Genomic DNA, 19264 nt, shown 5'->3' on the forward strand with positions numbered 1-19264 from the left:
GATGGTCTTTTCTGTTTATTCAGGCAAAGATTATGAACCGCCTTGATACTGCCCGCCGTTATTCCCTTTTTCTCGCCCGTAATCTTGATTCCGGCAAACTCAAGCCCGAAATTTTCCTGCCTATGCTGGACAAGGCGTTGACCGAAGCTGATTTTCAAGCTTTTGCCGATTGGGACAAAATCCGTGCGGAAGAAAACGAGGAAGAATTGGCGCGGCAGTTGCGCGAGTTGCGCCGTTATGTCGTGTCGCAGATTATCGTGCGCGATATCAACCGCATCAGCGATTTGAACGAAGTTACCCGCACGATTACGCTGTTTGCCGATTTTGCCGTCAATACCGCGCTGGATTTTGCCTACGCCTATTATCGGGACATGTACGGCACGCCGATCGGGCGTTATACGAAATCGCCGCAGCATTTGAGCGTGGTAGCGATGGGCAAGGCGGGCGGCTATGAGTTGAACGTGTCTTCCGACATCGATTTGATTTTCGTCTATCCCGAATCGGGCGACACCGACGGCAGGCGCGAACGCGGCAATCAAGAGTTTTTCACCAAAGTCGGGCAGAAACTGATTGCGCTGCTGAACGACATTACCGCCGACGGGCAGGTGTTCCGCGTCGATATGCGGCTGCGGCCGGACGGCGACTCCGGCGCGCTGGTGTTGAGTGAAACCGCGCTGGAGCAATACCTGATTACGCAAGGGCGAGAATGGGAACGCTATGCGTGGTGCAAAGGCCGCGTGGTTACGCCGCATACGAACGACATCAAAGCGCTGGTGCGCCCCTTTGTGTTCCGCAAATATCTGGATTACAGCGCATATGAAGCAATGCGCAACCTACACCGTCAAATCCGCAGCGAAGTCAGCAAAAAAGGCATGGCAGACAACATCAAACTCGGCGCGGGCGGCATCCGCGAAGTCGAATTTATCGCCCAGATTTTCCAAATGATACGCGGCGGACAAATGCGCGCGCTGCAACTGAAAGGCACGCAGGAAACGCTGAAGAAACTTGCTGAGCTGGGCATCATGCCGTCTGAAAACGTCGAAACCCTGCTGGCCGCCTACCGATTCCTGCGCGACGTCGAACACCGCCTGCAATACTGGGACGACCAGCAAACCCAAACCCTGCCGACCTCGCCCGAACAGCAACAATTGCTTGCCGAAAGCATGGGTTTCGACAGCTATGCCGCTTTTTCAGACGGCCTCAATGTTCATCGGAACAAAGTCAATCAGTTGTTCAACGAAATCTTGAGCGAACCCGAAGAACAAACGCAAAGCAACAGCGAATGGCAATGGGCATGGCAGGAAAAACCCGACGAAGAAGAACGGCTAGGCCGTCTGAAAGAATATGGGTTTGACGCCGAAACCATCGCCACGCGGCTCGACCAAATCCGCAACGGCCATAAATACCGCCACCTTTCCGCACACGCCCAGCCGCGTTTTGACGCCATTGTGCCGTTGTTGGTACAGGCGGCGGCCGAGCAACCCAACCCGACCGACACATTAATGCGGCTGTTTGACTTCCTCGAAAACATCAGTCGCCGCTCCGCCTATCTCGCCTTCCTCAACGAACATCCGCAAACCTTGGCGCACCTGGCACAAATCATGAGCCAAAGCTCATGGGTGGCGGCGTATCTGAGCAAATACCCGATTCTGCTGGACGAACTCATCAGCGCCCAGCTTTTGGATACCGTGTTTGACTGGCCGGCACTTGCCGCCTCGCTTTCAAACGACCTCAAAGCCTGCGGCGGCGACACCGAAGCGCAAATGGACACACTGCGCCATTTCCAACACGCCCAAGTCTTCCGCCTCGCCGTTCAAGACCTTGCCGGATTGTGGACGGTAGAATCACTTTCTGACCAGCTCTCCGCCCTTGCCGACATCATCCTCGCCGCCGCCGTGCCGTGCGCGTGGGCGGACATGCCCAAAAAACACCGTGACACGCCGCAATTCGCCATCATCGGCTACGGCAAACTGGGGGGTAAAGAACTCAGCTATTCCTCCGACCTCGACTTGGTCTATCTTTACGACGACCCGCATCCTGATGCAGGCGACGTGTACAGCCGCCTTGCCCGCCGCCTGACCAACTGGCTTTCCGCCGCCACCGGCGCAGGCAGCCTCTACGAAACCGACCTGCGCCTGCGCCCCAACGGCGACGCCGGCTTCCTCGCCCACAGCATCGCCGCCTTCGAAAAATACCAGCGCGAAAACGCATGGACATGGGAACACCAGTCCCTCACCCGCGCCCGTTTTATCTGCGGTACGCCTGATGTTCAGACGGCCTTCGACCGCATCCGCACCGAAATCCTCACCGCCGAACGCGACCAAACCGTTTTAGCAGGCGAAATCATCGAAATGCGCGAAAAAATGTTCCCCACTCATCCGCCGGTTGACAGCAACATCAAATACGCGCGCGGCGGCGTGGTCGATGTCGAATTTATCGTCCAATATCTGATACTTGCCCATGCCCGTCAGTATCCGCAACTCCTCGATAATTACGGAAACATCGCCCTGTTGAACATCGCTGCCGACTGCGGCCTCATCGACAAAACCCTAGCCGAACAAAGCCGCACCGCCTACCGCTTCTACCGACAGCAGCAACACAACACCAAACTGCGCGACGCCAAAAAAACCGAAGTGACGGAAGAATTGCTGACCCATTACGGCAATGTGCGAAAACTGTGGCAGGAAGTATTCGGGGCAGAAGTGAAGTTCGGATAAACAGGCGGACGTATTCAGCGTCAAAGCCTGCACGGCAACACAATTTACTGCCACGACAAACTCACTCTAAATAGTAGGTTTTATGTAAGGAAGATATTTTTATAAAAGCTGATTGGCAGCTTGAGGGAAGATTTTTGTTTACGTATTACTGATTCAGCCCGAACATGATCTGCAAAAACTGTTCTCATTTTGTGTCGATATTGTGATAAAGCAAAACAAGTTCTAAAATATGCAGTTCATTTTCATATTAAAAACAAGGAGAAACTAATGTCTAAGATTGCTGTACTCGGTGGCGGTCTGTCGGGCCGTCTGATGGCGTTCCAGCTGGCAGAGCAGGGCATTTCGGTCGAGTTGTTTGAGAAAGGCGAACGCGACGGCGCGCAAGCCGCCGCTTATGTTGCCGCGGCCATGTTGGCGCCGTCTGCCGAAGCGGTGGAGGCAACGCCCGAAGTCATCCGTTTAGGCAAACAAAGCATTGCGCTTTGGCGCGCTATTGTCGGCCGTCTGAATACGCCGGTGATGATGCAGGAAAACGGCAGCCTGATTGTCTGGCACACGCAGGACAAGCCGCTTTCTGCCGAGTTTGCCCGTCATTTGAAGCGCGGCGGCGTGGCAGAACATGAAACCATACGTTGGAACGCGGATGAAATCGCGGCAAACGAGCCGCAACTGGCAGGGCGGTTTTCAGACGGCCTGTATCTGCCGACAGAAGGGCAACTGGACGGACGGCAGGTATTGAATGCGCTTGCCGATGCTTTGGAATCAATGAATGTAGCGTGTCATTGGTCGTGCGAACGCGAAGTCGAAGATTTGGCGGCGCAATACGATTGGATCATCGACTGCCGCGGTTATGGCGCAAAGAGCGCGTGGAACAGGCCGTCTGAAAGCATTTTGCGCGGCGTTCGTGGCGAAGTGGCGCGCGTTTACGCACCCGAAATCGAGCTGTCCCGCCCCGTGCGCCTGCTGCATCCGCGCTATCCTTTGTATATCGCGCCGAAGGAAAACCATATTTTTGTGATTGGTGCGACCCAAATCGAAAGCGAAAGCCAAGCGCCGGCAAGCGTGCGTTCCGGTTTGGAACTTTTGTCTGCGCTGTATGCCGTGCATCCGGCCTTTGGCGAGGCGAATCTTTTGGAACTGGCCACCGGCCTGCGCCCGACTTTAAACCACCACAATCCCGAAATCCGCTTCAACCGCGAACGCCGCCTGATTGAAGTCAACGGCCTGTTCCGCCACGGCTTTATGATTTCTCCGGCCGTTACCGGTGCGGCCGTGCGTTTGGCCGGCGCGCTGTTTGCCGGAAGCGACATTCCCGAATACGACGAAACCAGCGGTTTGCCGTATATCCGCGTCGCAAATTGAAGCCGTTGCGTACGAAGTTGCTTGAAAATCGGGCAAATTGTTTGTGAAAGACAGCCACAGGCCGTCTGAAAATGATAAAATCGCCGTCAATTCAATTAACCTTGCGTCTGAAAACCGCATGATGCCGTATTCAGACGCTAAACCAATTTCCTATTTAACGATAAGCACATGACAACCCAAACCCTTTTAATCGAACTTCTCACTGAAGAACTCCCGCCAAAAGCCCTCAATAATCTGGGCAACCATTTTGCCGCTTCTGTTGCCGAAGGCTTGGAAAAAGCGCAACTGATTGACGGCGCAGCCGAATACACTGCCTACGCTTCTCCGCGCCGTTTGGCCGTTCAAGTCAAAAACGTGAAGGCCGTTCAAGCCGATCAAAAAATCGTGAAAAAAGGCCCGGCCGTGGCGAATGCCATGAAAGACGGTGCGCCGACTAAGGCTTTGGAAGGTTTTGCGCGCGGTGCGGGTGCGAAAATCGAAGACCTGACTATCATCCACGACGGCAAGCAGGATGTGTACGCCTACGAATACGTCCAAACCGGCAAACCGTTGGGCGAACTCTTGGAAGATATTATCAATCAAGCTGTTAAGAAGCTGCCGATTCCGAAAGTCATGCGTTGGGGCAGCAGCACATTTACTTTCGTGCGCCCTGTACACAGCCTGATCGTGCTGCACGGCGGCGACGTCGTAAACGTCAGCGTTTTGGGTCTGCAAAGCGGCAACAAAACATTGGGTCACCGCTTCCTTTCCAGCGGCGAAATCGCCATTGAAAATGCCGACAGCTACGCCGCACAAATGCGCGAGCAAGGCAAAGTGGAAGCATCGTTTGCCGAACGCAAAGCCGCCATTCAGACGGCCTTGAACGAGCAGGCAGGCCGTCTGAACGCGACCGTTGCCGCCGATGAAGCCTTGTTGGACGAAGTGACAGCATTGGTCGAATGGCCTGTGGTATTGGAAGCCGGTTTTGAAGAACACTTCCTCGCCGTGCCTCAAGAATGCCTGATTCTGACCATGCAGCAAAACCAAAAATATTTCCCGCTGCTCGATCAAAACGGCAAACTGATGAACCGCTTCCTGCTGGTATCCAACCTGCAAACCGAAGATCCATCGCACATCATTCAAGGCAACGAACGCGTTTTGCGCGCGCGCCTGTCTGATGCCGAGTTCTTCTACAAACAAGACCAAAAAGCGACTTTGGAAAGCCGCCTGCCGAAATTGTCCAGCGTGGTTTACCACAACAAAATCGGTTCGCAAGCCGAGCGCATCGAACGTCTGCAAAGCATTGCCGCCCATATCGCCAAAGCATTGGGCGCGGATGCCGCCGCAGCCGAGCGCGCCGCACGTTTGGCCAAAGCCGACTTGGTGACCGAAATGGTCGGCGAGTTCCCCGAACTGCAAGGCACCATGGGCAAATACTATGCCCGCTTGGACGGCGAAACCGAAGAAATCGCCGAAGCCATCGAGCAGCACTACCAACCGCGTTTTGCCGGCGACAACCTGCCGAACGGCAAAGTGGCAACCGCCGTTGCTTTGGCCGACAAACTGGAAACCTTGGTCGGCATTTGGGGTATCGGCCTGATTCCGACCGGCGACAAAGACCCCTACGCCCTGCGCCGCTCTGCATTGGGTATTTTGCGTATGCTGATGCAGTACGGTTTGGACGTAAACGAACTGATTCAGACGGCCTTCAACAGCTTCCCGCAAGGTTTGCTCAACGAGAAAACGCCGTCTGAAACCGCCGACTTCATGCAGGCGCGTTTGGCCGTGTTGTTGCAAAACGATTATCCGCAAGACATCGTTGCCGCTGTATTGGCGAAACAGCCGCGCCGTTTGGACGACGTAGTGGCCAAACTGCAGGCCGTTGCCGCGTTCAAACAGTTGCCTGAAGCCGCTGCATTGGCCGCAGCCAACAAACGCGTGCAAAATCTGCTGAAAAAAGCCGATGCCGAGTTGGGCGCGGTTAACGAAAGCCTGCTGCAACAGGACGAAGAAAAAGCCTTGTACGCCGCTGCTCAAGGTTTGCAGCCGAAAATCTCTGCCGCCGTTGCCGAAGGCAATTTCCAAACTGCTTTGTCCGAGCTGGCTTCCGTCAAACCGCAAGTCGATGCATTCTTCGACGGCGTGATGGTAATGGCTGAAGATGCCGCCGTGAAGCAAAACCGTTTGAACCTGTTGAACCGCTTGGCAGAACAAATGAACGCAGTTGCCGACATTGCGCTCTTGAGCGAATAAGGCCGCGTTTCAGTTGACCCTTTTTTCAGGCTGCCCGATGATTCAGGCAGCCTGAAGTTTTTCGGGCGTATCCCTTGCATGGCGTTCAAGGGTATAATTCGGCAGATTTGTCGCACGACAAATCGCGCACATAAACAATTTCCCACATTCAAGAGGCAGATTATGAATATCCCAGCCATCCGAACCGCACTCGATGCCGTGTTGATTCCCACCACAATACGCACTTTGGGCAGCGAAAAAGCCGTTTCGCTTCTGGAAGAGCATTCAGACGGCCTGCATATCGGCCTGAAATTCGCGTTCCCAGTTGCCCATATTGCCGCAGACATTGCCAACGCCGTTCAAGAAGCCGTCATTTCGCATACCGGCGATACCCACATTCACTTGAGTATCGATACCGAAATCGGTACGCATAAAGTTCAACCTGGCGTAGCAACCATCAAAGGCGTGAAAAACATCATCGCCGTTGCATCGGGCAAAGGCGGCGTCGGCAAATCAACGACCACAGCCAACCTTGCCACCGCAATGGCCAGAATGGGCGCGCGCGTCGGCGTACTCGATGCCGACCTGTACGGCCCAAGCCAGCCCACCATGCTCGGCGTACAAGACCGCAAACCCGACCAACAAAACAAAAAACTCATTCCTGTTGAAGCCGAAAGCGGCATTCAAGTGATGTCCATCGGTTTCCTTGTCGATACCGACCAAGCCGTCGTTTGGCGCGGCCCGATGGTCAGCCAAGCCTTGCAACAGCTTATGTTCCAAAGCGAATGGGACAATGTCGATTATCTCTTCATCGACCTGCCGCCCGGTACCGGTGATATCCAATTGACCCTGTCGCAAAAAATCCCTGTGACCGGCTCCGTTGTCGTGACCACGCCGCAAGACATCGCCCTGATTGATGCACGCAAAGCCGTGGATATGTTCAACAAAGTCAATATTCCGATTTTGGGCGTTTTGGAAAACATGTCTGTCCATATTTGCACCAACTGCGGCCATGCCGAAGCAATCTTCGGCGCAGAAGGCGGCAAAAACTTGGCAGAGCGTTTGAACGTACCATTGCTCGGCCAGCTTCCGTTGAGCCTGCCTGTACGCGAAGCTATGGACAGTGGCACATCTTCAGCCTTGTTTGAAAACAACCAAACCATCGCCGACATTTACACCGAAGCCGCATTCCAAATCGCGCTGGCCATTGCCGATAAAGGCAAAGACTTCAGCAGCCGCTTCCCGAAAATCGTTGTCGAATAAAAAAGTTTAAAAAAGGTGTTGACAGCTGTGTGCACTATCTCTATAATGCACAGCTTATCGGGTCGTTAGCTCAGTCGGTAGAGCAGCGGACTTTTAATCCGTTGGTCGAGCGTTCGAATCGCTCACGACCCACCAAATATAAAAACCTGCTTTGAAAAAAGCAGGTTTTTATACGTTTGGATTTTGGGATTTTATTGAGCATATTTTATTATTGAGACAATCCATAGCGCATCAAGCATCAGGCCGTCTGAAAATATCTTTCAGACGGCCTGAAGTTTTTTATAGGAATGTTTTTGAGAAATAAGCTTTCTACTTAGGGCAGACAAACGTTTAAAACCTTACCTGCGTCTGCAACTGCCTACGATAAACCAATACGGCAGCAGTCAGCGTGGCAAAAGAGAATGCAGACAATAAAAGCAGATAACGGCCGACTCCGTCCAGTCCGCTGCGGTTGAGCAGCAATTCCTGAAAAGCCTTCAAGCCCCAAGCCATTGGGGAAATCCAAGTGAATTGCTGCATGGTTTCGGGCATGACGTGGGCGGGTACCATAATGCCGCCGATTGCCGCCATCAGGATAATGCCACCGCCACCGAGGACGACGGCGTGTTCGGTGGATTTGGCGCAGACGCTGATTAACAGTGCGTAGCCAAGTGCGGCGGCGCTGACGGCGGCGGACAGCAGCGCGTAGGGAACAAGGCTACCGTTGAGTATGAGGGCGGGTACGCCGATTTCGGGCAGCAGGTAGCGGCCGAGCAGCAGCATTCCGACAAACTGAAGCTGATTAATCAGGAAATAGGGGACAAGTTTCGCTGCAATCAGGCCGGATGCGGAAGCGCGGGCGAGGCGCAGGCGGGTGATGGTGTTGGTCTGGCGTTCTAATGCCATGACGTTCGACAGCGGTATCATAATGAAAAACATACCGAAAATCAGCCATGCGGGTACGCTGTACTGTACGGCGTTGGGTTTTTCCACTGTGCCGCTTCCTGCGCTCAGGTAATGCTCTTCCAGCATTTTTTTATCTAAAAAGCTGCGCACGGCGGCGAATTGTTCGTCGTTTTTTTCATCCACTTTTTTCTGGATGTCTTTGCGGATAGAGCGGGGCAGTTTTTTATTGTCGATTTTGATGCCGTCGTTGTTGTCGAAATAATCGTCTAGCCGCGTTTGGGTGTAGTGCTGCTGCAAAACGCCTTTGACAGCCGCCAGCCATGAAGGCTCGGTATCGGGCGGTACATAGATTTGCAGGGCTTTGTCGTCGGCGATTTTGCCGGAAGCGGGGTTCGGGTTGTGCAGCACCAGTTGGAAACGTTTGTCGTGTAGGCCGTTTTGCGCGTCGGTCAGTTTTTCAGACGGCATCAGTGTGACATGGATTTGTTCTTTCTCCAGCGCGGCGGCCAGCGCGGTATTGATACTGTCGTTTGCTACGCCAACCAGCGCGATGCGGCTGTCAGTATGCGGATCTTGGTCGCGGCTCAGCGCCAACGACATAATCAGCATGAAGGCGATGGGCATCACAAACAACACGGCCAAACCGTGCAGGTCGCGGCAGAGCAGTTTGAGTTCTTTGAGGAGGGAGGAAATCGTCATTGTGGATTTTGCTTATCTGTTGCCGGTTCGTCTTTGCGCAGGAAATCAAGGTAAAACGTTTCCAGCGAACCGTGTCCCTGCTGGAAGTAGCGGATTTGTGCGCCGCTTTGTTGCAGGGCGGCGTAAACGGCGGCGGCATCGTGCGTTGTTTCCATCATGCCGCGGCTATCCACTTGCTTGGCACCCAAAGCGGTCAGCGTTTGAGGCGGCAGTGGCGGTTTGACGGTAAAGCGCACGACACCTGTTTGCGTGCTTAAAAGCTCGTCCAAACCGCCGTGGTACACCAGCTTGCCGTGTTGCAGCAGCGCGATTTTGTCGCAAAGCTGCTCGATTTCCGACAGATAGTGCGAGGTGTAGACCACCGTTACTCCCTGCCGCGTCAAATCCGCCACGCTGTCGAGGATAAAGCGGCGTGACTGCGGGTCGATGCCGACCGTGATTTCGTCGAGGAACACCAGTTGCGGCGTGTTAATCAGGCCGATGGCAAAATTCAGGCGACGTTTAAGCCCGCCCGAAAGATGCTTTGCCGCTTTGTTTTTGTGGGCGGTCAGGTCGGTCTGTTCTAGAAGCGCATTCAGACGGCCTTTGTCGCGCACTTTGTAAAGTGAGGCGAAAAACAGCAGGTTGTCCCATACCGAAAGCTGCGGATAAAACGCGAAATCCTGCGGCACCAAACCGATTTTCTGACGTTCGCTGCGGCCCAACAGGCGCAACGGCTTGCCGTCAAACAAAATTTCGCCCTGCCGTACGTCCTGCAAGCCTGCCAAAAGCGACATCAGCGTCGTTTTCCCCGCACCGTTGTGACCGAGCAGCCCCAAACATTCGCCGTCGGCAATATCGAACGACACATTGTCCAGCGCGGCAGTTTCGGCTTTGGGATAACGGTGGGAGAGGGATTGGATGTGAATCATGGTTTCAGACGGCCTTAGTATGGATGGAGCATAGTGAAATCATTGACAAAGGTGGCATTAGGTCATCTGTGTACAAACGGGCACAGAAAATTTCTCGCTACCGCATAACCCCATTATTTCAATAATCCCCGCCATAACGCTTCTTCATCATCCGCAATTTTGCGCAGAAATTCAGCGATGTTGCGGCAGCCGTTTTCAGACGGCTTTTTGCACTGCTTCACGCACATGGCTGCGAATTGACGCCATTGGTCGCCGATGGCGGTCATTTGTTCCGAGGCCGTCTGAAACGTGGGGTTGTCGCAGATACGGGCGGCCTGCTCGAGGAAATAGGCGTAGATATAGCGGAAACCTGCGCCGCCGGTGCCGATTTCTTCCTGCATCCGCACGAGATGGCCGAGGAACAGCTTTTGGTATTTGTCATTTTGTTTGGCAGGCAGGGATTCGATTTTTTTGGCCAGTGTGCGGATGCCTTTTACACCGATGAAAAAGACCGGTGCGAGCATATGTTTGGCGTTTTTGCGTATGGCTTTGCGGATAATGGCGGGCAAGTCTGCCATGATTTTTTCAGACGGCCTGTTATCTTCCAAGGTGTACATCATGCCTTTTGCCGCCAATACGCCTTTGGCGAAGCGCGCCCGTTGCAAATCTTCGGCGGCGCAGCGCTGCACGGTTTCAAATACGGGGTCGCTGATCAGGTAGTCGCCGCCGTCTTTGCCGTATACCAAGAGATTGTGTGCGTTGAAATGGAAACGCATTTGCGGCGGGAAATACGGCAGCCAGAATACGGAGGTCTGCAAACCCGCCAGCTTGCCCGATGAAAGCGCGGCATCCAGCGCGTCTTGTCCCTTTTGGGCATTGGAAAATTTGCGGACGGACAATTTCAGCCCCAATGCCTTGCAGGTGTTTTTGATGATGCCGCGCGGTGCGATGCGGTAGGAAACCAGCGGCATGCCGTTTAATTTGATCAGCGGCATCCAGACAAATGTCAGCGCGTGGGCAATGCCGAAAATCATGGCTTCGTCTAAATTGTGGCCATGGTATTTGAGCAGGGTGGACATCACACCGCTTTCGCAATGGGCGGTATGTTGGTGTGGAAATTCTTGTATGGTCATAAAGTTATTGGTTTTCGTGCAATGTTTTCAGACGGCTTGAAGCGGTCGGAATGGGTTTGTTGTTTTAGAAATCAGCGGGCTTCTTTAGCCGCTTCCTGCTCGGCTTTGTGGCGGCGCAGAAATTCGATGGCGGCGGCTTTTTCGGCTTCGTTGCCGTATTTGGCATCACGTTGGGCGCGGCGCAGTTCGGCGCGTTCTTTGGCTTCTTCGATTTGGCGCGCTTTGAAGTCTTCGCGGTTGTCGGAGGAGACGAGTTTGTCCTGTTGCGATTGCGCTTTTGCCATGGCTTTGGCAATCAAATCCATGGGGTTGAATGCGGCGCTTGGTGCGGCTGTTTGGGTTTGTGCCTGTGCGGCCTGTTTGGCTTTGACGGCGGCTTCGCGTTGCGCCAGCAGGGCTTTGCGTTCGGCATCGTCGCGCTGTTTGCGCGCGGTATGGCGTTCGAAACGGCTTTGTGCGTGTTCGGCGGCGGCAAAGCGCGGTTCGGCAGAGGTGCTGAAACGGCGTGCGGACGGCAGGAAGGGCTGCGATACGGGAACCATGTCGATGCAGTCGACGGGGCAGGGGGTAACGCACAAGCTGCAGCCGGTGCATTCGTCGCTGATGACGGTGTGCATCAGTTTGGACGCGCCCATAATGGCATCGACAGGGCAGGCGCGGATGCAGGCGGTACAACCGATGCAGACGGCCTCGTCAATCAGGGCTACGGCTTTGATTTGTGTTTTTGCCTGGGCGAGGTAGGGTTTGCCCAACAGGTCGGCAATATCTTTCATGACGGTTTCCCCACCCGGCGCGCACAGGTTTACCGGCGCTTCTCCTACCGACAGGGCGCGCGCATAGGGTAGGCAGCCTTCATAGCCGCACTCACGACATTGGGTTTGCGGCAACAGGCGGCTGATGCTTTGGATGGGAATGTTCATCATGGATAGTCAAAATCGAAAAGGCGCATTATATCAGATTGTTGCGTTTATTTTGGCGAAACCCGCTTTGCTTATTTTAGCGAAACTCGCTACGCTCGTTTTCAGACGGCCTGAGCCGGGTTTGCGTTATAATTTTGAAATGGATTTATTCGGGTAATTAGGAATGACGGCTACACTTTGTCCCTGTCAGTCGGGACGTGTTTATACGGAATGTTGCGCACCGTTTCATGCGTGTGAGGCGGCGGCCTCGAAGGCGGAAGAGTTGATGCGTTCGCGTTACAGTGCGTATGTTTTGCAGGAAATCGACTATATCGTGGACACGACTGTCCCTGCGCAGCAGAATTTGTTGGACAAGCAGGATTTGGCGTCGTGGAGTAAGCAGACGCAGTGGTCGGGATTGAAGGTTATCCGTCATGTGCCGTTTGGCAAACTGCATGCTTTGGTCGAGTTTGAGGCGTATTTTGAGGAGAATGGGCAAACTGAGTGCCATCATGAATTGTCGGCGTTCGTGAAAATAGACGGGCGTTGGTACTTTATTGATCTGACCGTTGCTTTGCCGACGATGAAACAGCCTTGTTTGTGCGGTTCGGGCAAAAAGTTTAAGGCGTGTTGCGGACAGTTTTTCAAATAGTAGTGTAAACAGGCCGTCTGAACGTTCAGACGGCCTGAGCTGTTTTTGCAGATAAAAAAAACCATTCATACTAAGGGAGAAGTATGAATGGCCAATACATTGCGGGAAAACGTCTTACTTGCTGCACCGCCCAAAAGGGATGAAAGAGCGGTGTTGTGTCAGCGATTAATATTCTACCGTTTTTAGTATTAAATGCTGTTAAGAAGTGAAATAATTTCAATAAGTTGCAAGATAATCGTGATTTTTTGAAGATAAACGGTATTTTTACTGATTTTCTCGAATCCATTTCACCCATTGCTGAAACAGCTCGGGTTGCAATGCGGCGATGACGGAACGCTTAAATACATGTTCGCCGCTCCAAAAATCGTCGCCCTCCAAAGTAGTCAGGCAGCCGCCGGCTTCTTCAAAAATCAATGCGCCGGCAGCGTAGTCCCACAGCTTTTGTCCGCCGTGGATGTAAATATCGTAGCGGCCGCTGGCAAGGTAGCACCAATCGAGCGTGCTGCTGCCCATGCTGCGGATCGTGCCGAATGGGGCAAGGGTATTCATGCGGCTGGCAAGTTTGCCCGAACGCAGGTATTTGATTTCCACGCCGGCAATGGATTCGTTGAGTTTTTTGTTTTCCGAACGCAGTGGCAGCGGAGTACCGTTGAGGAATGCGCCTTTGCCGCGTTCGGCATAGAAACATTCGCCGCTGACCGGATTGTAAATCACGCCCAATTCAGCGTGGCCGTTTTTAACCAGCGCGACGGATACGGCAAAATGCGGCAAACCGTTGACGAAGTTGTTTGTGCCGTCGATAGGGTCGACAATCCACAGGCCGTCTGAATGTTCGTTCCACAAACGGGTTTGCTCCTGAACGCTCATCTCCTCGCCCAACATCGGACAATCCTCCAATAAGGGCAGGGCGGCGGCAAAAGCGGTTTGTGCGGCCAAATCTGCTTCACTCAAAACCGAGCCGTCTTCCTTGCGTCGTGACGGCGTGTTCAGAAAACGCGGCATGACTTCGGTTTGGGCGATGTGGCGGACGACTTTCTGTAAACGATATAGCACGGTGTATCCTTGTTTTTTGCAGTTTTGCGTGACAGTGGATTAAAATTCGGGAAGTTTTAAATTATAGTGGATGAAATCGAAATCAGGCAGGAGTATGTCGCCGTGTTTCAATTTCGTTCACGAAAGTTCAAATTATATACATGAATAAAGCAGGAAACCATGCCCCGATTTTATGTTGATTTTGCCTTAAGCCCCGACAGCGTGGTCGAATTGCCCGATAATGTGGTGCGCCATCTGAATGTATTGCGCGTGAAAAACACAGAAGAAATCGTGTTGTTCAACGGCAATGGCAAGGCATATCCGGCTTTGTCCGAAGTTTTGGAAAAACGCCGCGCCAGCGTGCGGATTTTGCGTGAAGAGGCAACGGACAACGAATCGCCGCTGAACATTACGTTGGTACAGGCGGTATCCGCCGCAGAGCGCATGGATTTCACTTTGCAGAAAAGCGTGGAATTGGGCGTGGCAGAAATTCGTCCGGTCATCAGCGAACGCTGTGTCGTCCGCTTGAGCGGCGAACGCGCTGAAAAGCGGGTGGCGCGTTGGCAGGAAATCGTCGTTTCGGCGTGTGAACAAAGCGGCCGCAATATTGTGCCGAAGGTTTTGCCGCTGACGACTTATGCACAGGCTCTGCAGCAGTTGCCTCAGGAAACGAGCAAACTGTTAATGAGCTTGAACCGCGCACAAAAACTGAGCGATGTTCGGCCGCAATCCGGTAAGGTCGTGTTTATGGTCGGCCCGGAAGGCGGCTGGACGGAGAAGGAAGAGCAGCAGGCATTTGATGCCGGTTTTCAATCCGTTACGCTCGGCAAACGGGTGTTGCGTACCGAAACCGCCTCACTTGCGGCCATCGCCGCCATGCAGACGCTTTGGGGCGATTTTGCATAAAGTTCAGGCCGTCTGAAAACGAGCGTAGCGAGTTTTGTTAAAACAAGCTGTTGCTTCATGAGATAAAAATGGGAGTTTAAAAAATGTCTTACACCTTTACACTGGCCGAGCACGAGCTGGAAGCGGAATTGAAAAAGTTAATCGTGCAAGAGGCCGATAAGGCCGACGATGTGGATATGGATGATTTCACCGACGATGCGCTTTTGTTTGGCGATGACAGTCCGGTCGGTTTGGATTCGCTTGATGCGCTGCAAATCAGCGTTGCTTTGCAACAGTATTTCCAAGTGCGCCTGCAGGGCGACCGGATGGTGCGCAAACATATGATGTGCGTACGCGATTTGGCGGCGTTTATCCGTGCGGAGCATGGCGCGTGAGTTGGGTTTGCGGTACGGCGGCCACTTCTACCTTGAATCCGCAAATGGATTTCAGACGGCCTGATGCGGTGTCTTATACGTTTTTAAACCAGCCGCAGCAGGCTGCTTATTTTCGTGCATTTGCCGGCGACAGTTTGGGGCGGAAGGAATTTGCGGATATCGCCGAACAACATTTGCGACAAGCTGCCGAAAATGCAGGCTGGCCGTCTGAAAGCTGGCATGATGCGCCGGTGTTTATCGGTTCCAGTTCCTATTCCATCTCCGAATATGAAAACCGCCATTTTGCGGGCAATAGGGCGGTAGAAGAACACAATTTGCTTTATCTTGCCGAAGATTTGCGCCGGCGCAGCGGCAATCGGCAGATTTTCAGTTTCGCTACTGCCTGCACTTCATCCGCCCATGCGCTGATTCAGGCGGATTATTATTTGCGCGGCGGGGCGGAGCGTGCCTTTGTGCTTGGTATTGAAAATCTCAACCAGCTGACTTTGCTGCATTTTCACAGCTTGGGTTTGCTGGCCGAGCAGTATCGGCCTTTTGGCGGAAACGGTTTGATTTTAGGCGAAGGTGTTGCTGCGCTTGCCTTATCTTCCGTCGCTCCCGAGTCTTCTTCAGGCCGTCTGAAACTTATCGGACACGCCGCCAATACAGGCAATGACCTGATTCAAAGCGATGGACAAGCGCAGGAGCAAGTGATGCGATGCGCTTTGGATGTTGCAGGCATCGCTCCTGAAAGCATTGCAGCCGTTAAAACACACGGCATCGGCACGGCTGACAGCGATGCCGCCGAATTGGCCGCACTGGAAAATATATTCGGTACACTGCCGCCTTTGATGGCGTTCAAGCCGCAAATCGGACACACGCTTGGCGCAACGGCAGCACTTGAAACAGCCCTGCTTTTATCCGCTTTAAAACAAGGTGGAAGCAGCGATTATCAGGGGCGAGAAATTCGTTTTTCCGAGTGCGCAGCTTCACAAAAAGGCGGCTTTTTCTGTTTGGCCAATCAGTTTGGCTTTGGCGGCAGCAACACATCTTTGGTATGGCAATGGCAACCGTAAATCCTAATATCCGTATTACCGCCGCCGTGCGTTTTGATACGGACGCCGACACCGGCGGTAAAATCCTCAAACAAACCTTAAAGCAGCAAAGCAGTATAGATACCCGCCGCCTCAGCCGCTTGAGTTTGATTGCCGCGCTTGGTGCAGGGCAACTGAAGGAACAAAGCGAAATCCGTTCTGATTGCGCTGTTTTTCTCGGTACACCGTTTTCTTCGCCATCCGTATTTGAAAAAATGGCAGACAATGTACTGAACCATCACGCCGCGATGCCGTTTGATTTTATCGCCAATCTGCACAACTCCCCAGTCTTTCATGCCGCGCAAGCGTTAGGCACGCATGGTGCAACTTTGGTCGTTACTGCCGACAACAATGTAGATACCTGCTTTCAGCCATTTTTGCTGGCGATACAGTCTTTGCAAAATGGCGGACAAGCTGCGGTTGGCTGGGCGTATGAACATCAAGCAGCCCGTGCCGATACCCAAGAAGGCAGTATCTGGATTTTGCTTGAAGCCGGTGCAGAGCAGGGGGTTCCCGTTGTGTTGAATGATGAAGGTATTCAGGCTGATAGGCCGTCTGAAAAGCCGCAATATTATTGGCAAAATATCGTCGATTGGATAGAAGCAGTAATGGCGCACGAGGGTAAGGTTGTAAAGAAATGTACTTTGGCGTGATGGGGAAAATGATTTTAGAGAATGAGTTTGTTTGTTGAAGTAAATAGGTTGTGAGCCATTAAAAAGGCCGTCTGAAAATATTTTCAGACGGCCTTTTGTATAAAAATCAATCAACGAGACATCTCACCTTGAATAGCGCGGATATTCGCTTTACGGGCGTTGATGGTACGGGTCAGTTGTTGGATTTTAATTTGATCGCCTTTTTGTTTGGCCGCATTCAGCTGTGTTTGAAGGCGGGTAATGGCGGCCTGTTCGTTGCGAATTTCTCCTTGTAATACCTGTTTACGTGTTTCTTTAGGTTTGGGTTGTGGTGCAGCAATGGTTGCAGGAATGGTACGAATTGGTGCTTTGCGGCGGATGTCTTGCTGGCTGTTTTGCTTGGCCTGGCGTTTCTGTATGCTGTTGCGTAGGAGGATATTCAGACGCGGATTAGCAGCTTCGGCAGTATTGGTAACGCCACCGATCGGACCATTTAGCAGAATTTTGATGTCGTTATCGACATCTTTATCGCTGAAGAGTGCATCAGTGGTTGGTCCATATGCTTTGGGCAATGGGGTTTTGGTAGGCTTCGTTGGAGTTGCTGCCGCTGGTATGGGTTCGGTCGGCTTGACCGAGTCTGTCAGTGCGAAAATCTCGGTTGTAGATCCTGTTAATATATTGGTTTTGTCGGACGATGCAGAAGAGTTTTCAGCATTAAGTGGTTTAGTTACTGTTTTTTTAATATTGGTTGTGCGGTTTATCGATGTTTTGGAAACAGTTTGTTCTGTGTGTGTAACTTCAGTTTTGGCCGGTTCTTCGGCTGTTGTACTTTTTGCTGTCTTGTTGTCCAATGGCTCCAAATCTAGAGAATGATTCAGGAATTGGGTGGTGGTAGCTTGGTCAGTGTGCACGTTCGGGGCGGCGAGAGTTTGGGTAGATGTCTGCTCAGTATGAGGAGAGAAAAAGCTATCCGATCTATGACTTTCCTGAGGGGTAGTTTGTACCTGAGCGATAGGTGCAGAGGGGTATACTTGAACAACAGGTGTGGTATTGAATATGGCGAAAGTATTAACGGGATATTGCTTGGTTTCAACAGGAGCTATTGCCGTTTGTGTTTCTATAACAGGAACATAGTGATCAGCCGTTGATCTAGTAGTTTTTTGGTTTGTTACTCCTGTTTTATCGAAAATGTTCTGTGTTCCAACCAATTTCGGATCTGTTTGTTGCTCTGTAAGAGTCGAATTCAAATTTAGCTGCTCAGCGTTTGTTTGAAATACATTTGTTTCTACTGGACTGTACGAATCGGTAACGCGGCAGGTATTGTTGATCTGGTGTGAGGTATAAACGGTGATGCCTTCAACATTGCAGACATACTCGGCAGCATTAGCGGCGGCGGGGAGGGTCAGGCTGAGGGCAATGGCGGTTTTGCAGAAAAACGGTTTCATAAAGGCAATAGAATCAGGTTGTTTGTTCAAAGTGTAATTATACTATGTACACTGTCAGCATCCGCCAACTTATTTTTAGGCGGTGTAAAACTGTGGCTGAAAGGTTGAAAATTGGAATAAAAGGTCTTAGGCCGTCTGAAACTTGTCATACTAAAGTTTCAGACGGCCTTTGCTGTCATAGCGTATTAAGCGTTCAACAGGCTTTCGTCCAATGTCAGTTCTTCGTTTTTATTGACGGCGACTTTGCGTGCCAAAACGTTTTGGGCGATTTCGTGTGCTTCGGCAAGCGAGTGCATCAGGTAAGTACCGCATTGGTATTCGTTCAGCTCGGGGATTTTGCTTTGGTCTTGAACGGTCAAAACATCCTGCATTGAAGCGAGCCATGCGTCGGCCACTTTTTGCTCGTCGGGCGTACCGATGAGGCTCATGTAGAAACCGGTACGGCAGCCCATCGGGGAAATGTCGATGATTTCAACGCTGTTGCCGTTTAAGTGGTCGCGCATAAAGCCTGCGAACAGATGCTCCAGCGTGTGAATGCCTTTTTCGGGCAGGATTTCTTTGTTGGGAATGCAGAAACGCAGGTCAAACACGGTAATGGTGTCGCCTTTGGGCGTGGTCATGGTTTTTGCCACGCGTACGGCAGGGGCGTGCATACGGGTGTGGTCGACTTTGAAACTGTCTAGTAGGGGCATTTGGGTGTCCTTTGAGGTAAATAGATTTTTAGCTAGGGATGTTTGGAGACTGAATCACAATTCTGCAATCTCAATTGCCTCGCCCGAAGCCGCACTCAGTGCTTCGTTCAAAACATCGTAGAAATCGCGGCTGTCGCGTGTTGCCAGCCATTTGCCGTTTTGCTCGGCGAAATGGTAGCCGCCGCTTTTGGCGGCAATCCACAATTCTTGGTTGGGCGTGTGGCGGTTGACGATGATTTGTGTGCCGTTTTCGGCTTCGATGGTCAGTACGTTTCCGGCAAACTGGCAGTCAAAATCCCAGCCGTTTTCGTCGATTTGGTCTTCGATGTGTTCGAACAATTCTTCGCTCATACGGATGAATTCGCTTTCGGTCATCATGGCTTTTTATGTGGTTTTTGT

The 19264-nt window shown here is 52.3% G+C and carries 17 protein-coding genes and 1 tRNA gene; 10 read left to right on the top strand and 8 right to left on the bottom strand.

Translation table 11 applies throughout. The features are described from left to right. The first annotated feature begins 32 nt into the window (after positions 1-32). From glnE to ACTHR7_RS02985, 5 genes are all read left to right on the top strand, one after another. On the top strand, positions 33-2717 hold the full coding sequence (gene glnE, locus ACTHR7_RS02965) for a bifunctional [glutamate--ammonia ligase]-adenylyl-L-tyrosine phosphorylase/[glutamate--ammonia-ligase] adenylyltransferase (RefSeq protein ID WP_440370299.1): 2685 nt from the start codon (positions 33-35) through the stop codon (positions 2715-2717). Between the two features lie 267 nt (positions 2718-2984). Beyond that, positions 2985-4079 carry an FAD-dependent oxidoreductase gene (locus ACTHR7_RS02970; RefSeq protein WP_440370300.1) on the top strand — a complete coding sequence of 365 codons (1095 nt, stop codon included), beginning with the start codon at positions 2985-2987 and terminating at the stop codon, positions 4077-4079. Between the two features lie 168 nt (positions 4080-4247). Further along, the gene (gene glyS, locus ACTHR7_RS02975) at positions 4248-6311 is read left to right on the top strand and encodes a glycine--tRNA ligase subunit beta (RefSeq protein WP_440370301.1); all 2064 of its coding nucleotides are present in this window, start codon (positions 4248-4250) and stop codon (positions 6309-6311) included. Positions 6312-6473: 162 nt separating this feature from the next. Then, complete coding sequence (gene apbC, locus ACTHR7_RS02980) at positions 6474-7553, top strand: iron-sulfur cluster carrier protein ApbC (RefSeq protein ID WP_107723784.1); 1080 nt, start codon at positions 6474-6476, stop codon at positions 7551-7553. 59 nt (positions 7554-7612) lie between these two features. Continuing rightward, a tRNA-Lys gene (locus ACTHR7_RS02985) sits at positions 7613-7688 on the top strand. Positions 7689-7883: 195 nt separating this feature from the next. Here ACTHR7_RS02985 and ACTHR7_RS02990 read toward each other — a convergent pair. The 4 genes from ACTHR7_RS02990 to ACTHR7_RS03005 form a co-directional block, all read right to left on the bottom strand. Further along, on the bottom strand, positions 7884-9137 hold the full coding sequence (locus ACTHR7_RS02990; RefSeq protein ID WP_293203896.1) for an ABC transporter permease: 1254 nt from the start codon (positions 9135-9137) through the stop codon (positions 7884-7886). Next, on the bottom strand, positions 9134-10048 hold the full coding sequence (locus ACTHR7_RS02995) for an ABC transporter ATP-binding protein (RefSeq protein WP_107792155.1): 915 nt from the start codon (positions 10046-10048) through the stop codon (positions 9134-9136). Before ACTHR7_RS02995 ends, ACTHR7_RS02990 begins: the two co-directional genes overlap by 4 nt. Before the next feature lie 113 nt (positions 10049-10161). Beyond that, entirely contained in the window at positions 10162-11160 is a 999-nt protein-coding gene (locus ACTHR7_RS03000; RefSeq protein WP_107792154.1) for a BtrH N-terminal domain-containing protein, read from the bottom strand. Positions 11161-11231: 71 nt separating this feature from the next. Then, the gene (locus ACTHR7_RS03005) at positions 11232-12080 is read right to left on the bottom strand and encodes an RnfABCDGE type electron transport complex subunit B (RefSeq protein ID WP_440370344.1); all 849 of its coding nucleotides are present in this window, start codon (positions 12078-12080) and stop codon (positions 11232-11234) included. Between the two features lie 163 nt (positions 12081-12243). Between ACTHR7_RS03005 and ACTHR7_RS03010 the strand changes: the two genes are divergently transcribed. After that, positions 12244-12711 carry a YchJ family protein gene (locus tag ACTHR7_RS03010; RefSeq protein ID WP_107768685.1) on the top strand — a complete coding sequence of 156 codons (468 nt, stop codon included), beginning with the start codon at positions 12244-12246 and terminating at the stop codon, positions 12709-12711. Between the two features lie 264 nt (positions 12712-12975). Here ACTHR7_RS03010 and ACTHR7_RS03015 read toward each other — a convergent pair whose 3' ends face one another. Next, entirely contained in the window at positions 12976-13764 is a 789-nt protein-coding gene (locus ACTHR7_RS03015) for an inositol monophosphatase family protein (protein ID WP_003684681.1), read from the bottom strand. A 159-nt stretch (positions 13765-13923) separates the two neighbouring features. Here ACTHR7_RS03015 and ACTHR7_RS03020 point away from each other — a divergent pair, with 159 nt between their 5' ends. From ACTHR7_RS03020 to ACTHR7_RS03035, 4 genes are all read left to right on the top strand, one after another. Continuing rightward, positions 13924-14649, top strand: coding sequence for a 16S rRNA (uracil(1498)-N(3))-methyltransferase (locus tag ACTHR7_RS03020; RefSeq protein ID WP_293203900.1), 726 nt, complete (start codon positions 13924-13926; stop codon positions 14647-14649). A gap of 83 nt (positions 14650-14732) precedes the next feature. Further along, a complete protein-coding gene (locus tag ACTHR7_RS03025; RefSeq protein WP_003748215.1) occupies positions 14733-15023 on the top strand; it encodes an acyl carrier protein in 291 nt (96 codons plus the stop codon). Then, the gene (locus ACTHR7_RS03030) at positions 15020-16078 is read left to right on the top strand and encodes a beta-ketoacyl synthase N-terminal-like domain-containing protein (RefSeq protein WP_107867996.1); all 1059 of its coding nucleotides are present in this window, start codon (positions 15020-15022) and stop codon (positions 16076-16078) included. Before ACTHR7_RS03025 ends, ACTHR7_RS03030 begins: the two co-directional genes overlap by 4 nt. Next, on the top strand, positions 16060-16749 hold the full coding sequence (locus ACTHR7_RS03035) for a hypothetical protein (protein ID WP_107867997.1): 690 nt from the start codon (positions 16060-16062) through the stop codon (positions 16747-16749). Before ACTHR7_RS03030 ends, ACTHR7_RS03035 begins: the two co-directional genes overlap by 19 nt. Positions 16750-16859: 110 nt before the next feature. Here the strand turns inward: ACTHR7_RS03035 and ACTHR7_RS03040 are convergent, their stop codons facing one another. The 3 genes from ACTHR7_RS03040 to cyaY all read right to left on the bottom strand — a co-directional run bounded on the left by ACTHR7_RS03040 (position 16860) and on the right by cyaY (position 19243). Then, positions 16860-18203: a hypothetical protein gene (locus ACTHR7_RS03040; RefSeq protein ID WP_293203904.1), complete on the bottom strand. Its 1344-nt coding sequence runs from the start codon at positions 18201-18203 to the stop codon at positions 16860-16862. Positions 18204-18358: 155 nt separating this feature from the next. Then, on the bottom strand, positions 18359-18865 hold the full coding sequence (gene luxS, locus ACTHR7_RS03045; RefSeq protein ID WP_440370302.1) for an S-ribosylhomocysteine lyase: 507 nt from the start codon (positions 18863-18865) through the stop codon (positions 18359-18361). Positions 18866-18919: 54 nt separating this feature from the next. Next, positions 18920-19243, bottom strand: a complete 324-nt coding sequence (gene cyaY / locus ACTHR7_RS03050) for an iron donor protein CyaY (protein ID WP_063076828.1) — start codon at positions 19241-19243, stop codon at positions 18920-18922. Positions 19244-19264: the final 21 nt, after the last annotated feature.

The organism is Neisseria sp. P0007.S010 (assembly GCF_051962875.1).
In the GTDB taxonomy this organism is placed as follows: Bacteria; Pseudomonadota; Gammaproteobacteria; order Burkholderiales; family Neisseriaceae; genus Neisseria; species Neisseria subflava_A.

Coding starts and splice junctions, on each gene's coding strand:
- cyaY (WP_063076828.1), bottom strand. CDS start 19,243: ATGATGACCGAAAGCGAATTCATCCGTATGAGCGAAGAATTGTTCGAA.
- ACTHR7_RS03005 (WP_440370344.1), bottom strand. CDS start 12,080: ATGAACATTCCCATCCAAAGCATCAGCCGCCTGTTGCCGCAAACCCAA.
- ACTHR7_RS03000 (WP_107792154.1), bottom strand. CDS start 11,160: ATGACCATACAAGAATTTCCACACCAACATACCGCCCATTGCGAAAGC.
- ACTHR7_RS02995 (WP_107792155.1), bottom strand. CDS start 10,048: ATGATTCACATCCAATCCCTCTCCCACCGTTATCCCAAAGCCGAAACT.
- luxS (WP_440370302.1), bottom strand. CDS start 18,865: ATGCCCCTACTAGACAGTTTCAAAGTCGACCACACCCGTATGCACGCC.
- ACTHR7_RS03035 (WP_107867997.1), top strand. CDS start 16,060: ATGGCAATGGCAACCGTAAATCCTAATATCCGTATTACCGCCGCCGTG.
- ACTHR7_RS03010 (WP_107768685.1), top strand. CDS start 12,244: ATGACGGCTACACTTTGTCCCTGTCAGTCGGGACGTGTTTATACGGAA.
- ACTHR7_RS02990 (WP_293203896.1), bottom strand. CDS start 9,137: ATGACGATTTCCTCCCTCCTCAAAGAACTCAAACTGCTCTGCCGCGAC.
- ACTHR7_RS03020 (WP_293203900.1), top strand. CDS start 13,924: ATGCCCCGATTTTATGTTGATTTTGCCTTAAGCCCCGACAGCGTGGTC.
- glnE (WP_440370299.1), top strand. CDS start 33: ATGAACCGCCTTGATACTGCCCGCCGTTATTCCCTTTTTCTCGCCCGT.
- glyS (WP_440370301.1), top strand. CDS start 4,248: ATGACAACCCAAACCCTTTTAATCGAACTTCTCACTGAAGAACTCCCG.
- ACTHR7_RS02970 (WP_440370300.1), top strand. CDS start 2,985: ATGTCTAAGATTGCTGTACTCGGTGGCGGTCTGTCGGGCCGTCTGATG.
- ACTHR7_RS03025 (WP_003748215.1), top strand. CDS start 14,733: ATGTCTTACACCTTTACACTGGCCGAGCACGAGCTGGAAGCGGAATTG.
- apbC (WP_107723784.1), top strand. CDS start 6,474: ATGAATATCCCAGCCATCCGAACCGCACTCGATGCCGTGTTGATTCCC.